At 70.1% G+C, this 13,762-nt stretch carries 12 protein-coding genes and 1 pseudogene; 7 read left to right on the top strand and 6 right to left on the bottom strand.

The features are described 5' to 3' along the window. The 3 genes and pseudogenes from ACWD3H_RS46480 to ACWD3H_RS46490 form a co-directional block, all read left to right on the top strand. Positions 1 to 273: pseudogene (locus tag ACWD3H_RS46480) on the top strand (potassium-transporting ATPase subunit B); the annotation flags it as partial. 9 nt (positions 274 to 282) lie between these two features. Next, positions 283 to 1,131: a potassium-transporting ATPase subunit C gene (locus ACWD3H_RS46485; RefSeq protein WP_451959631.1), complete on the top strand. Its 849-nt coding sequence runs from the start codon at positions 283 to 285 to the stop codon at positions 1,129 to 1,131. 49 nt (positions 1,132 to 1,180) lie between these two features. After that, positions 1,181 to 3,745, top strand: a complete 2,565-nt coding sequence (locus ACWD3H_RS46490) for a DUF4118 domain-containing protein (RefSeq protein WP_451959624.1) — start codon at positions 1,181 to 1,183, stop codon at positions 3,743 to 3,745. 79 nt (positions 3,746 to 3,824) lie between these two features. Here ACWD3H_RS46490 and ACWD3H_RS46495 read toward each other — a convergent pair whose 3' ends face one another. Further along, the gene (locus ACWD3H_RS46495; protein ID WP_355568422.1) at positions 3,825 to 5,120 is read right to left on the bottom strand and encodes a cation:proton antiporter; all 1,296 of its coding nucleotides are present in this window, start codon (positions 5,118 to 5,120) and stop codon (positions 3,825 to 3,827) included. 509 nt (positions 5,121 to 5,629) lie between these two features. Here ACWD3H_RS46495 and ACWD3H_RS46500 point away from each other — a divergent pair. The 4 genes from ACWD3H_RS46500 (at position 5,630) to ACWD3H_RS46515 (ending at position 7,838) form a co-directional block, all read left to right on the top strand. Then, positions 5,630 to 6,058 carry an RrF2 family transcriptional regulator gene (locus tag ACWD3H_RS46500; protein ID WP_350930385.1) on the top strand — a complete coding sequence of 143 codons (429 nt, stop codon included), beginning with the start codon at positions 5,630 to 5,632 and terminating at the stop codon, positions 6,056 to 6,058. A gap of 149 nt (positions 6,059 to 6,207) precedes the next feature. Continuing rightward, on the top strand, positions 6,208 to 7,152 hold the full coding sequence (locus tag ACWD3H_RS46505; protein ID WP_355568418.1) for a sulfite exporter TauE/SafE family protein: 945 nt from the start codon (positions 6,208 to 6,210) through the stop codon (positions 7,150 to 7,152). Between the two features lie 85 nt (positions 7,153 to 7,237). After that, positions 7,238 to 7,426 carry a hypothetical protein gene (locus tag ACWD3H_RS46510; RefSeq protein ID WP_451959625.1) on the top strand — a complete coding sequence of 63 codons (189 nt, stop codon included), beginning with the start codon at positions 7,238 to 7,240 and terminating at the stop codon, positions 7,424 to 7,426. Next, the gene (locus ACWD3H_RS46515; protein ID WP_451959626.1) at positions 7,380 to 7,838 is read left to right on the top strand and encodes a zinc-binding dehydrogenase; all 459 of its coding nucleotides are present in this window, start codon (positions 7,380 to 7,382) and stop codon (positions 7,836 to 7,838) included. The genes ACWD3H_RS46510 and ACWD3H_RS46515 overlap by 47 nt, the downstream gene beginning before the upstream one ends. Here ACWD3H_RS46515 and ACWD3H_RS46520 read toward each other — a convergent pair. The 5 genes from ACWD3H_RS46520 to ACWD3H_RS46540 all read right to left on the bottom strand — a co-directional run bounded on the left by ACWD3H_RS46520 (position 7,745) and on the right by ACWD3H_RS46540 (position 13,564). Then, a complete protein-coding gene (locus ACWD3H_RS46520; RefSeq protein ID WP_451959627.1) occupies positions 7,745 to 8,692 on the bottom strand; it encodes a hypothetical protein in 948 nt (315 codons plus the stop codon). The two genes, ACWD3H_RS46515 and ACWD3H_RS46520, sit on opposite strands and share 94 nt — an antisense overlap. A 471-nt stretch (positions 8,693 to 9,163) precedes the next feature. Next, on the bottom strand, positions 9,164 to 10,234 hold the full coding sequence (locus ACWD3H_RS46525; protein WP_451959628.1) for a hypothetical protein: 1,071 nt from the start codon (positions 10,232 to 10,234) through the stop codon (positions 9,164 to 9,166). Positions 10,235 to 10,402: 168 nt separating this feature from the next. Next, positions 10,403 to 10,987, bottom strand: a complete 585-nt coding sequence (locus tag ACWD3H_RS46530; protein WP_451959629.1) for a DUF305 domain-containing protein — start codon at positions 10,985 to 10,987, stop codon at positions 10,403 to 10,405. 82 nt (positions 10,988 to 11,069) lie between these two features. Beyond that, complete coding sequence (locus ACWD3H_RS46535; protein WP_451959630.1) at positions 11,070 to 12,689, bottom strand: AMP-binding protein; 1,620 nt, start codon at positions 12,687 to 12,689, stop codon at positions 11,070 to 11,072. Next, on the bottom strand, positions 12,686 to 13,564 hold the full coding sequence (locus ACWD3H_RS46540; protein WP_350966403.1) for an amidohydrolase family protein: 879 nt from the start codon (positions 13,562 to 13,564) through the stop codon (positions 12,686 to 12,688). Before ACWD3H_RS46540 ends, ACWD3H_RS46535 begins: the two co-directional genes overlap by 4 nt. Positions 13,565 to 13,762: the final 198 nt, after the last annotated feature.

Genomic DNA, 13,762 nt, shown 5'->3' on the forward strand with positions numbered 1-13,762 from the left:
ATGTTCGCGGCGGTCTATCCCGGCCTGGACGCGCTGAACGTGATGCGTCTGGCCAGTCCGCAGTCGGCGATCCTGTCCGCGGTCGTCTTCAACGCGATCATCATCGTGGCGCTGATCCCGCTCGCCCTGCGGGGGGTGCGTTACCGCCCCTCCAGCGCGTCGAAGCTGCTCAGCCGCAACCTCTGCGTATACGGTCTGGGCGGCATCATCGCGCCCTTCATCGGCATCAAGCTGATAGACCTTCTCATCCACCTCCTTCCGGGGATGTCGTAAATGAAACACATGCCCATCTGGATGCACAGGTATCTCGCCGCGCTCCGCGCGCTGCTCGTCCTGACCCTGCTCACCGGTGTCCTCTACCCGCTGGTGGTCACCGGCATCGCCCAGGTCGCCTTCAACGACGGGGCCAACGGTTCCCTCGTGAAGAAGGACGGAAGGGCGGTGGGCAGCGCGCTCGTCGGCCAGAACTTCACGGACGCCGCAGGCAGGCCCGTCGGGAGGTACTTCCAGAGCCGGCCGTCCGTGGCCGGCGACGGCTACGACATGCTCTCCACCGCCGCGAGCAACCTGGGACCCGAGGACATCGTGGACGTCCTGCCCGTTCCGGGTGCCAGGGGCGAGGGCAGGCGGAGCCTGCTCACCCAGGTCTGTGCCCGCTCCAGGGCCGTCGGGGAACTGGAGGGCGTCAGCGGTGCCCGGCCGTACTGCACGCCCGACGGCGTCGGTGCCGTGCTGAAGGTCTTCCCGGCGGTCGGCACCCCGACCAGGGCCGTCAGCGTCAACCAGGCCTGCCCCGCGCCCCCGTTCGTCGCCGAGTACCGTGGTGTCAGGGTCGAGTGCGGTGGTCCCGGCGAGAGCTACGCGGCCGGCCGCACCGTTCCGGTCCGCGGCACGACGGTCCGGGCGGTCGTGCCCGCCGATGCGGTCACCGCCAGTGGCTCCGGCCTTGACCCGGACATCTCGGTCGCCTACGCCGAACTCCAGGCGGCCCGCGTGGCCAGGGAGCGCGGGGTACCCGTGGAGAGGGTCAGGCAGCTGATCGCGGAGAACACCACGGGCCGCACCCTCGGTTTCATGGGCGAACCCGCGGTGAACGTCCTCGCGCTCAACCTGGCGCTCGACAGAGGTTGACCTCCGCCCCGGTGCCGGGGGCCGGGGTCTCCACACTCAAGGAGATGTGATGAACCAGAGACGGGGGCGGCTGCGCATCTACCTCGGAGCCGCCCCGGGGGTCGGCAAGACCTACATGATGCTCTGCGAGGGCCACCGCCGCCTGATGAGAGGCACCGACGTGGTCGTGGGCTTCGTCGAGACCCACGGCCGTCCCCGTACCGCGGAACTGCTCGAGGGCCTGGAGATCGTCCCGCGCAGGAGCATGGGCCACCGCGGGTGCACGTTCACCGAGCTCGACGTGGACGCCGTCATCGCCAGGAGGCCCAAGGTCGCGCTGATCGACGAGCTGGCCCACACCAACGTGCCCGGCTCGCGCAACAGCAAGCGCTGGCAGGACATCGAGGAGATCCTCGACGCGGGCATCGACGTCATCTCCACGGTCAACATCCAGCACCTGGAGTCGCTCAACGACGTGGTCGAGGAGATCACCGGGGTGGTCCAGCGCGAGACGATGCCCGACGAGGTGGTGCGCCGAGCCGACCAGGTGGAGCTGGTGGACATGGCCCCGGAGGCACTGCGCCGCCGGATGGCGCACGGCAACGTCTACGCGCCGGAGAAGGTCGACGCGGCGCTGTCGAACTACTTCAGGGTCGGCAACCTGACCGCGCTGCGCGAGCTGGCCCTGCTCTGGGTCGCGGGCAAGGTCGACGAGCAGCTCGACCGCTACCGCGCCGAGCACGGCATCTCCGGTACCTGGGAGGCGCGGGAGCGCGTCGTGGTCGCGCTGACCGGCGGCCCGGAAGGCGACACGCTGGTGCGCCGGGCCGCCAGGGTCGCGGCCAGGAGCAAGGGAGCCGACCTGCTGGCCGTGCACGTCACGCGCGCCGACGCGCTGGCCGGAGTGGATCCGGCGAGCATGGTCCGCCAGCGCACGCTGGTGGAGGACCTGGGAGGCACCTACCACCAGGTCGTCGGCGACGACGTCCCGCGCGCCCTGCTCGACTTCGCGCGCGGCGTCAACGCCACCCAGCTGGTGCTGGGGGCGTCCCGGCGCGGCAGGTTCGCCCAGATCCTCTCCCGGGGGGTCGGGGTGACCACGATCGCGCAGTCGGGGTCCATAGACGTTCACATGATCACCCACGAGGAGGTGAAGAAAGGGCGCGACCGAGCCCCGTCGCGGACCGCGCTGACCCGCCCCAGGCGGGTGGCCGGCTGGGTCATCGCGATGCTCGGGCTGCCGGTCCTGGCCCTGGGGCTGCACCTGCTCCGCGACGGGGTGAACCTGCCGAGCGACATACTGCTCTTCCTGCTCACGGTGATCGTGGTCGCCCTGGTGGGCGGCATGTGGCCGGCCGTCACCGCGGCCGTGTTCGGCTTCCTGTTGCTCAACTACTTCTTCACGGAGCCGCTCGCCGGCTTCACCATCGCGGACCCGGAGAATCTGTTCGCGCTGAGCGTCTACGTGCTGGTGGCCGTCATGGTGAGCGCCGTCGTCGACCTCGCCGCCCGCAGGACCAGGGAGGCGGCCCGCGCCCGTGCCGACGCGGAGATCCTCTCCACTCTGGCGGGACACGTGCTCCGCGGCGAGCACGTGCTCGCCTCGCTGCTCGCCCGGCTGAGGGAGACCTTCGGCCTGTCCTCGGTCACCCTGCTGGAACGCACCGGAGAGCCGGTGCCCGAGGACCAGGCCGACCCCGAGGCATGGCGGATCGTCGCCGCCGCCGGCGTCGACGTGCCCTGCACCTCGCCCGGCGCCGCGGACACCGACGTGGTCATCGACGAGCGGCTCGTCCTCGCCGTACGGGGCAGGCTGCTCGAGGCTTCCGACCGGCGGGTGCTGGAGGCTTTCGCCGCCGAGGCGGCCGTGGCCCTGCGGCAGGACCGGCTGGAGGAGGAGGCGGAGCAGGTCAGGCCACTGGCCGAGGCCGACAGGATGCGTACCGCGCTGCTCGCCGCGGTCAGCCACGATCTGCGCACCCCGCTCGCCTCGGCCAGGGCTGCCGTGGAGGGCCTGCGAGCCACCGACGTCGACTGGTCCCCCGAGGACAGGGCGGAGTTGCTCGCCACCGCCGACGAGTCCCTGGCCAAGCTGGACCGCCTGGTCGCCAACCTGCTCGACATGAGCCGGCTGCAGGCGGGGGTGCTCGGGGTGGCGCTGGAGGCGACCGCGCTGGAGGAGATCGTGCCGCGCGCCATCGACGATCTCGGCGAGCTGTCCCGGCGGATCGAGGGTGACGTCTCCGCCGAGTTGCCCGAGGTCGTCGCCGACCAGGTGCTGCTGGAACGCATCCTGGTCAACCTCATGTCGAACGCCGTCCGCTACAGCCCCGGGGACATGAAGGTCCTCGTCACGGCCAGCAGGCACGGCGACCACGTGGAGATCCGCGTCGTCGACCGCGGCACGGGCATACCGTCCGAGGCCTACGACCGGATCTTCATGCCCTTCCAGCGGCTCGGCGACCGCGACAACCACACCGGTGTCGGCCTGGGCCTCGCGCTCTCCCGGGGGCTCGCCGAGGCGATGGGCGGCACGCTGCTTCCTGATGAGACGCCCGGGGGCGGTCTCACCATGATCCTGACGCTTCCCGTCTCCCCGGACTCGCGGGCGCACCTCGCCGAGGAGGGCATGTGACCCGGGTCCCGATCGCCGAGGGCCGTCCGTCCCGTCCGTGGACGGGGCGGACGGCCCTCGCGGCCGGGCCGGCGTTCCGCTACAGCGGGTCGGCGCTGTTCGTCTGGGACTGCTTCGACCAGGCGAGCTGCTCGTTCCTGCGCAGCTCCTCCTCGGTGGTCTGCTCCACCCTGGCCATGGCCCAGCGCAGGATCGGCGGTGCCATGAGGGAGGTCACGATCGCCACCAGCACCACGATCGTGTAGACCTCGACGCTGAGGATGCCCAGCCGCAGGCCCACCATGGCCACGACCACCTCGATGACGCCCCGCGCGTTGAGCCCGGCGCCCAGGGCCAGGGCCTCCCACCGGTTGAGCCTGCTGGCACGTGCTCCGGCGTAGGCCCCGAGGAATTTGCCGACGATCGCCACGGTCAGGATGCCGAGCCCGGCGAGCAGCACCATCGGGTCGGCCAGGGACGTCAGGTCCATGCGCAACCCCGCGGTGGCGAAGAAGATCGGCGCGAAGCCGGAGAGCACCACGGTGCGCAGCGGGGCGAGCCGTGCCGGTTCGACGCCACCCGCGGTACCGATCAGCATGCCGCAGACGAAGGCACCGAAGACCGCCTCCAGGCCCATCGCGTGCGTGGCGGCCGAGGCGAGCAGGATCAGCACGGCCGCGGTCGCGACGGACGAGCCGGAGTCCTCGTCCCGGGAGGTGAGCCGGAACGAGTGCCGCACGAGCGGGCGGCCCACGGTGAGTGCGAAGATCACGACCGCCAGCAGGCAGGCCAGCGAGACCAGCACGCTTCCCGCGCGCAGGCCGGTGGTGGCCATGGCCGACACGATCGACAGCATGAACCAGCCGAACGCGTCGTCGATCATGCCCGCGGTGAGCGTGAGCTGCCCGATGTTACGGTGGAGCAGCCCCATGTCCATCAGGGTCTTGGCGATGACCGGGATGGCGCTGACGCACATCGCGACGCCGAGGAAGAGCGCGAAGACCAGCGGCTCGGTTCCGGTGGGGATGAGCGTGGCCGGGAGCAGGAATCCGGCGCCGATGCCGAACGCGAGCGGCACCAGCAACCCGCCGATGCTGACTCCGGCCGCCGTGGCGCCCCTGCGCCGGACCATCCTCATGTCCATGTGGATGCCGGTGATGCCGACGAGCAGCAGCACGCCGATCTGCCCGACCGCGTCGAGCAGGTGGAACTGGGCGCTGTCCTGCGGGAACAGCCAGGTGGACAGGTCCGGTGCGACATGGGCGAGGAAGGACGGCCCCAGGACCACCCCGACGAACAGCTCACCGACGACGGCGGGCATGCCGAGCCGCCCGGCCAGACGGCCGAAGGTGAGGGCGAGCAGCAGGAGCAGCCCCACCTGGAGTAGGAAGATCAACAGTTGATGTGCAGCGATCGGCGCCACTGGCGCCGCAAGCGTGACGAGCACGACAGACCCCTCCGGTTTCCAAGGTGCCGCCCCCTCTCCCCAGTCAGGCCGGCACAGTGCAGAGCTTGGCAAAGCAAGGATCGGCAATCAACTCTTGAAGAGCTGCCCAAAATATGCGGCGGTACTTATGCCGCATATTTGTGCGAGGTATCGCCTGATTGATCACGCTTCACCTGCCGGTTTCGGTGGAGGTGTGTTGTGGCTCGACCGCCTGGCGACGAGAGCAGGCCATGGCAGGACCAGCCCGGCCGGCGCGCCGAGCAGGGTGGCCCAGGTGCTCACCGTCGGCTCCTTCCCGCGGGGCGGCTTCTCACGGGCGGATCGCCCGGGGCCGCCAGGAGGCTCCGTGGTCGTGCCCCACGGCGAGAATAATTCACAGTTAACCTGTAGAGATAGTAGATTAATCTGAACCAACCCACATGAGGCCATCGAGAGGCGCACCGTCGGGGGGCTGTCTGATGCACGTCACGGCGCGGAGCGACTACGCACTGAGGGCGATGCTGGTCATCGCGTTGAGCGATCCGGTCCCTGTCAAGTCGGAGACGATGGCCCAGACACAGGAGATCCCGGCGAGCTTCCTGCGCGGCATTCTGACCGACCTGCGCCGTGCCGACCTCGTCTTCGCCCAGCGGGGCCACGAGGGCGGCTTCACCCTCACCAGGCCGCCGGTGGACATCTCGGTCGGAGACGTCCTGCGTGCCGTCGGTGGCGAGCTGACCTCGGTGCGGGGTCTGCCGACCGGGGACGTGGCCTACTTCGGAGAGGCGGTACGACTGCGCACGGTGTGGCTGAACATCGAGACCTCGATAAACGCCATCGTCGACACCGTCAGCCTGGCCGCGCTCCTGTCGCCGGTGGCCGAGAGTGGCAGGCGACGCGGAGCCTGACAGCGGGTGTCGATCGAACTGACGGTCCGTGTGAGACGAAGATGTCCACAGCTTGAGACGCCTTGCTTGAAACGTGACTTGACGTCGTCTTGAAGTTCAATAACTATGTTTCCTATCAACATAGTAGGGAAAATGGGAAGGGGGGCGTCGTGCGTGCGCTCATCCTCTTAGGCCTGGTCGGCTTCGCGGCGCAACTCGTCGACGGCAGCCTCGGCATGGCCTACGGTGTCACCTCGACGACGCTACTCCTGGCCATCGGCACCAACCCCGCCGCCGCCTCGGCCACCATCCACCTCGCCGAGATCGGCACGACCCTCGCCTCCGGCGTATCGCACTGGCGGTTCGACAACATCGACTGGAAGGTCGTCGCCAAGATCGGTCTCCCCGGCGCCGTCGGCGCGTTCGCGGGAGCCACCTTCCTGTCCGGCCTGTCCACCGAGGTCGCCGCCCCGGTCATGTCGATCATCCTGCTCGCGCTGGGTGTCTACGTCCTGGTCCGCTTCACGGCCTTCGGCCTGCCGCGCGGCAACCTGGGCAAGCCGTTGCGCAAGCGCTTCCTCGCGCCCCTCGGCCTGGTGGCCGGATTCGTCGACGCCACCGGTGGCGGCGGCTGGGGTCCGGTCGGCACCCCGGCGATCCTGGCCAGCGGCCGCCTGGCACCGCGCAAGGTGATCGGTTCCATCGACGCCAGCGAGTTCCTGGTCGCCATCGCCGCCAGCATCGGCTTCTTCGTCGGCATCGGCTCGGAGAACATCGACTTCTCCTGGGTGGCCGTCCTGCTGCTCGGCGGCGTCATCGCGGCCCCCATCGCGGCCTGGCTGGTCCGCCACATCCCGCCGCGCATCCTGGGCTCCGCCGTCGGCGGTGTCATCGTCCTGACCAACGTGCGGACCCTGCTGCGCAGTGACTGGGTCGACGCCTCCGGCGGCGTCCAGGCGGCCGCCTACATCATCATCGCCGCCATCTGGGCCGCCGCCATCGCCTACTCGCTCCGTGAGTACCGCCGTGACCGCGACAACGAGCTGGCCGAGGCGGTCGAGGCAGAGGAGCGGCGCCGCGCCGGAGAGCAGGAGACCGCAGGTTCGCCCAGCTGAGCCCGGCGGCGCGATCCGGCCGTGGTTCCGCGTGAAGGCCTCCTCGTCATGGCGAGGGGGCCTTCCGCGTTCCGGGCCCACGGCGGTGCGCATCCCCGACGCCCCGGACGCGGCCCAGGCGGCGACGTTCGCCCAGAGTCACTGCACAGCCATGTTCGCGTTGCGGGACCGGGGCGGACTGAGCGCGGGGGAGACCGTGCTGGTCCTGGGCGCGGGCGGCGGTGCAGGTGGCGACCGCGCTTGGCGCGACGGTCCTGGCCGGGGCGTCGAGTGAGGACAAGCGGCGGGCCGCACGTGCCGCGGGCGCCGTCGCCGTGCTCGACACGAGCGCCCAGAGCCTCAAGGACGCGGCCCGCGAGTTCTCCAACGGCGGGGTCGACCTGGTCTACGACCCGGTGGGCGGCGACCTGGCGGATCCGGCCCTGCGGTCGCTGCGGGTGGGCGGCCGTTATCTGGTGATCGGGTTCGCCTCGGGGACCATCCCGTCGCTGCCGCTCAACCAGGTGCTGCTGCGCAACCGATCGGTCGTCGGGGTCGACTGGGGCGCCTGGTCGATGTCGGCCGCCGCCGGTCAGCACGCCCTGCGTCGGGGCTACCAGGTCACTGTGAGTTCACCCATCAGGAATGTACGCGCGTTCTTGATCTGCGCCTGGTTGATGATTTTTATCCGGTCCAGCCGAGCCTGATTCTTCGCGATGATCCTCTTCTGGCTGTCGCGGTATGCCGCCTGCCGTGCACCGTAGTAGTTCGTGTCCATCCTGCATGTCGCGTCGGCGGTGGCCGTCGCGATCTCCTCCGGGGTCCCCTGAGGCTTGAGAATATGATCATTCGCCGCGTTGTATCCCCAGCGCGGATCTCCGACGGCGGCCTCGGGATTCGGATAGTCGAACCCCTTCTCCCTCATGCAGTTGCTCCACACCTGCTCGGCATCACGGATGCGTGGATCGGTGTAAGCACTCTGGGATGCGTCGTCGGCCAGCATGAAAAGGTCCTGCTCCTCACGCACCCTGGCCGCTCTGCCCCCGAGGAGTTCCAGGGATCCCTGGCCGAGAAGTGCTTCCGTTCTGCCGGTACATCCGCCGACAGGCAATACCTTGCCGTGGAGGTTCCGCCTCCTACCATTCAGGACGATGGCCTGCTCATCGGATATGGAGTATCCCGTGAAGCCTGCGCTCTCCAGGAGCTGAGCGGGCGGACCCGTATAACCGTACCTCTCCACCTGACGGTCGCCCAGCCAGGCGAGATAGCCGGCGTTCTTATGCTCCTCAGGCTGAGCCGGGAGCGGCAGAGCTTTCAACTCCACCCCGAACTTCCGGGTGCAGTCGGCGAGCATCATGAACCGAGCCTTGTCGACGATCTTCCGGTCGGCCGCGGGCAGATCATAGGCATCAAGTGGAAGAGTGAGGTCGGCGGCGGTGCGCGGAGCCGGGATCGCCCTCACGGCCTTATCCTCCCCCGCTGCACTGCACCCTGTTGCGCCGATGACCGCGAGAAGGCCGGCGAGCAGGCGGCGCGCGACGATGGCGGTCGCAACGGTCACGACGAAACTCCATCCAGCAGGAACGGCATTTCGCAGATAATGTCATCCGGGCGTCGGCGTGGAGAGCACCTTGATCACGATGTGATGGGAAAGCCCCGGATCGCTGACCGCTCGAACACGCCAGCGGAGGACGATCTCCGCTGCCTGCCGTCCAAAGGCCGATCTTTGCCTCCGGCGGGGCACTCCGGCTCTGGGGTGATCGCCAGGGACGCGCTCACCACCGTCGGCCTGTCGGGGTTTGAGATGGGGGACTGCTCATCCCATCCGCTATCGATCCGGGACAAACCAAGCGGGACAGAGCCAGAAGGGATGGGCGGGCGGGATGTCCCGGAGTGCCGCACCCGCTGCGGAGTTCTCAGGGGGCAGGCGGTTGAAATCGGGCCCCGCCAGGTACGGCGGGGCGTGCGCGTCGTCGGTGCCTGGTGTCCGCGAGAAGACGCCTGGTGTCCACGACGACGCGGCGGGCCCTGTTCAGTCGTCTGCCAGATACTCGGACGCCCCGGAACGCTCCGGCGCCTCGAAGTGCTCCGACACGCGTTCGGCGCTGAAGGCGCCGCGTTCGGTCACGATCCTGGTCACCAGGTGCGGGGGAGTGGCGTCGAAGGCGGGGTAGTGGCCGGTCACGCCCTCGCCCGCGGTGCGCCTTCCCAGCACGTGCAGGACCTCGTCACCGTCCCGCCGCTCGATGACGACGTCGCCGATTCCCGGCGCCCGGGGGTCGGGCGCCGGGATAACCACGTAGTACGGGACGTCGAAGGCGCGGGCGGCCAGCGCCACCCCGAGGGTGCCGACCTTGTTCACCACATGGCCGTCCATCGTCACCCGGTCCGCCGCGGTCAGCGCCACGTCGGCGAGCCCGTCGGCCAGCACCGAGGCGACCATCCCGTCGGTGATCAGGGTGGGCCGGTAGCCCATCTCCACCAGCGTCGGCGCGGTCAGCCGCGCTCCCTGCAGGTAGGGCCGGGTCTCGGTGCAGACGAACTCCAGTCGCTTGCCCGCCTGCTGCGCGGCCTCGACCGTCGCGATCAGGTAGGTGTCGGCCCAGCAGTGGGTGAGGACGCGGGCGCCGTCCTCCAGCAGTGCCGCCGCGTGCCTGCCCAGGGCCGCGCTGCTCGCCCGGTAGGCCGCGTCGTGCTCGGTCGCGGCCCGGGTCACGGCCTCCACCAGTTCCTCCCCCGACGCCTCGGGCAGCGGCCCGTCCACGGTGGCGGCCAGGACCGCGTGGACGGCGTCGCGGATGTGGTTGTTCGTGGGCCGGGTCGTGATCAGCCGGTCGCCCGCCCCGCGCAGCCGGGCCGCCGCCAGGACCGGTGGTTCGTCGCGGGCCTCACGGGCGGCCAGGATCATCCCGGCGGTCGCCGCGAAGGAGGGGCCGGTGCTCTGCGTGACCATCCGCTCGATGGCCACCGCGACGTCCTCACTGGTGGCGCAGCGCACCCAGCGGTGTTCGAAGGGATAGACGCGGCGGTCGAGGATCTCCACGGCGTCGTCGGTGATCCTGACGGAGTCGGCGAGGACGGGCCGTCTCCCGGTTGTCTTCATGGGGCCTCCAGCGGTGGGCGGGACCCGATCACGGTACCGGCGCCGCCTGGCGTCACCGCGATCCGGTCGTGCCTCGCGCTGCTGCCCTCCTCCGCTCCGTTCGAACGGTGGCATGCCGCCGAGCGGCGGGCCGTTCCTGGCCGGCCCGCCGCTCGGAGGTACGGTGGCTCAGGCGAGCTTCCTGCCGATCTCGCCGATCTGGGCGCGCTGCTCGGCGACGAGCCTCTCCGCCAGCTGGACGGTCGGCCGGTGGCTTCCCAGGGCGATCACGACCTGGGCCGTCCGGACGCCGCTGTCGAGGTGCCTGCCAAGGAGGCTCAGCCACAGCTTGTCGAAGGCGGCGCCTGAGCGTCTCTTCAGCGAGGAGATCTGGGTGGCGGACAGCATGCCCGGCATGTTGTGCGCGGCGTGGTCGTCATCCGCCGGTATCTCGACCTGCCATGACCGGAGCCAGCCGGACATCAGGTCGATGTCGGCGGACTCGCTCTGCCTGATCTTCGCGGCCAGGTCGCGCACGTAGGGGTTCTGGGTACGGCCGGTCACCAGGTCGGCGAGCTGGATGGTCTGGCGGTGGTGCGGGATCATCTCCTGGGAGAAGCGGACGTCCGCGTCGACCCGGTCGGCGACCACTTCCATCGCCTGCGTGGGGGACGTGGGTGTCACGGCGGTTGATGAGCACCCGGCGATCAGTGTGGCGGAGACCAGCAGGGTGGCGGTCAGGAACCGTTGCCCGGATGACCGCCGGGTGCTCATCAAGATCGCTGCCCCTTTCCTGCGGTGGGAGGGATCAATCGTGCCGTTCCACCCTGAGATACGCCGACCAGGTAACGGGGGTTCAGGGGCCGCCGAAGTTTTCGGCCACGAGATCTCCGGCCCCGGGACGTGCCCGAGTGCCCGGACGCGCGGCCTCCCGATCCCAGGTGGCCGGGGTGATCCCGGCCTGCCTGAGCTGGAACTTCTCCACCTTCTGGGTCGGCGTCTTCGGCAGCAGGTCGAGGAACTCGACGTACCGGGGGACCATGTGCGGCGCGGCGTGGCGGGTGCAGTGCTCGGTGAGTTCCTCGGCGGTGAGGCTCGCGCCGGGGCGCAGCACGACGCAGACCTTCAGATCCTCCTCGGTCAGCTCGCTGGGCACGCCGACGGCCGCGGCCTCCAGCACACTCGGATGTCCCTCCACGACCTGCTCGACCTCGTAGGCGGAGATGTTCTCGCCCCGGCGGCGGATCCCGTCCTTGGCGCGGCCGCAGAAGTAAAGGTGGCCGTCCTCGTCGAGGCGGCCGAGGTCGCCGGTGCGCAGCCACTCGCCGTGGAAGGCGGCGGCGGTGGCCTCGGGCATCCCGTGGTAGGAGTTCATGACGAGGCCGGGCTCGCGGGGGCGGATCAGGATCTCCCCGATCTCACCCGGCGGCAGTGGCGAGCCGTCTTCCCCGCCGATGGCGAGTTCGTACTGCGAGATGACGCGACCGCACGACCCGGGGCGCCGGGGGGCGTCGAGCGGCTCGTAGACCGGCACGCCGCCGTCGGTGAGCCCGTATACCTCCAGCAGCGGGAACCCGAACCGCTGCTCCCACCCGTCCCGCCAGGCGGGCATCGGCACGCCCCACGCCAGGCGGACCCGGTGCGCCCGGTCGTCCGGCCGAGGTGGGCGCTTCCACAGGATGGTCAGGGTCGCGCCCATGAAGTTGAAGACCGTGGCGTCGAAGCGGCGGACCTCGTCCCAGAACCCCGACGCGCTGAACCCGGCGCCGATCGCCGCGACGGCCCCGACCGACAGGGCCGCCACGACGGTCAGCGTGGCGGCGTCGATGTGGAACAGCGGGAACGGGCAGTACAGGACGTCCTCGGCGGTCAGCCGGAGGTTCTCCGCGTGCAGTTCGCCCTGCCGCACGAGGTAGCGGTTGGAGAGCACGCACGCCTTGGAAGGGCCGGTGGTCCCCGAGGTGAACAGCATCATCGCCGGTGCGAGCGCGCCGGTCTCCGCCGGTGCCACGGCCACGCCGGGTAGTGCCGCCCGCTCGAAGCGGGCGACGCGCGCCGTGCCGTGCCAGGTGGGAAGGGCGTCTCCGGCGCCGCGCACCAGGATCGCCTCCAGACCGGACGGCTCGTGCGGCAGCGCGGCCAGGGCGGGCAGCAGTTCCGCGTCGACCACCGTGACGCGCGCCCGGGTCACCTGGAAGGCATGGGCCAGGCCGGAACCGATCAGCGAGGTGTTGACCGGCACGTGCACCGCACCCAGGCGGGCGACCGCGAACCAGGTCAGCACCGCGTCGGCACTGTTGCGCATCAGTACGGCGACCGGCTCGCCCGGCCGCACCCCGAGCGCCGCGAGGCCCGCGGAGAGCGCGCGGGACCGCTCGTGGAACTCGGCGTAGCTGAGGTCGCCCTCACGGGTGCGCAGGAACACCTTGGCCGGGTGCCGCCGGGCCCGCTCGTCAAGCAGCCGGGTGAGGGTCATGACCGCTCGCAGAGCGACCGTTCCAGACCGAACAGCCGGGCCGCGTTGCCCGCGAACAGCGCCTCCAGCGCGGGCTCGGGCAGGCCGGACTCACGCCATTCGGCGAGCGCGCGGGAGGGCTCCATCACCGGCCAGTCGCTGCCGTAGAGAACCTGATCGCGCAGCACCGTGGACATCATGCCGAACATGGTGTCCCATCCGGTGCCCGGACGGGACACGTACTTCGGGGCCAGCCCACCGAACTCCAGGTAGACCGTGGGGTGCCGGCGCGCCACGGCGCAGAACTCGGTGGCCCACGGCCATCCCGCGTGGCAGGCGATGAGCCGCAGATCGGGGAAGTCACAGGCCACCTGGTCCAGCAACTCGGGACGCTCGTGCCTGATGGGATGCATCCGCGAGTAGGTGATGCCGGTGTGCACCGCGACGACCAGGCCGAGCTCCTCGGCGCGCGAGTACATCGGGTAGAGGGCGCGGTCGTCGATGTCCAGGCCGAAGAAGGCGGGCTGTACGGCCACGCCGAGCAGCCCCTGGGCGGCCGCGGCGGCGACCTGCCTGGCCGCCCGCGTCGGCCGGGGCGGGTACAGGTCCACGGTGCCGATGCCCGAGAAGCGGCCGGGATGTTCGGCGACCACCTTGACCAGTGCCTCGTTCAGCGCCTCCGCGGACTCGCCGCCCTCGGACTCGGCGTGCATGACCGCCCGGTCGATGCCTTCCGCGTCCATGGCGGCCAGCAGATCGGGCAGCGTGCCTTCGTTCATCTTGCCGGTCAGTCCCAGCACGCGGTCGTACTGCTCGGTCTGCCGAAAGGGGGCGTTGTAGGTCGCGGTCTCACGCAGGTGCTGGGGGAGCCGGACCCGCGCGTCGATGATTCTCATACGGAGGCCTTTGCGGATCAGCATGACGGGGAGCCCAATCGATTGATTGGCGATGAGGGCGATCTCTCGCCGCCACACCTTTATGAACTCTGCTTTCATGCCTTGATTTTGTGGCCGGGGTGGCCTGGAGGAAGAGTATCAATCAATCGATCGATTGACCATTATGGAGCCGGTGGTGCGGTGGCCCGGTACCGGGCC

This window comes from Streptosporangium sp. NPDC002607 (assembly GCF_053592655.1).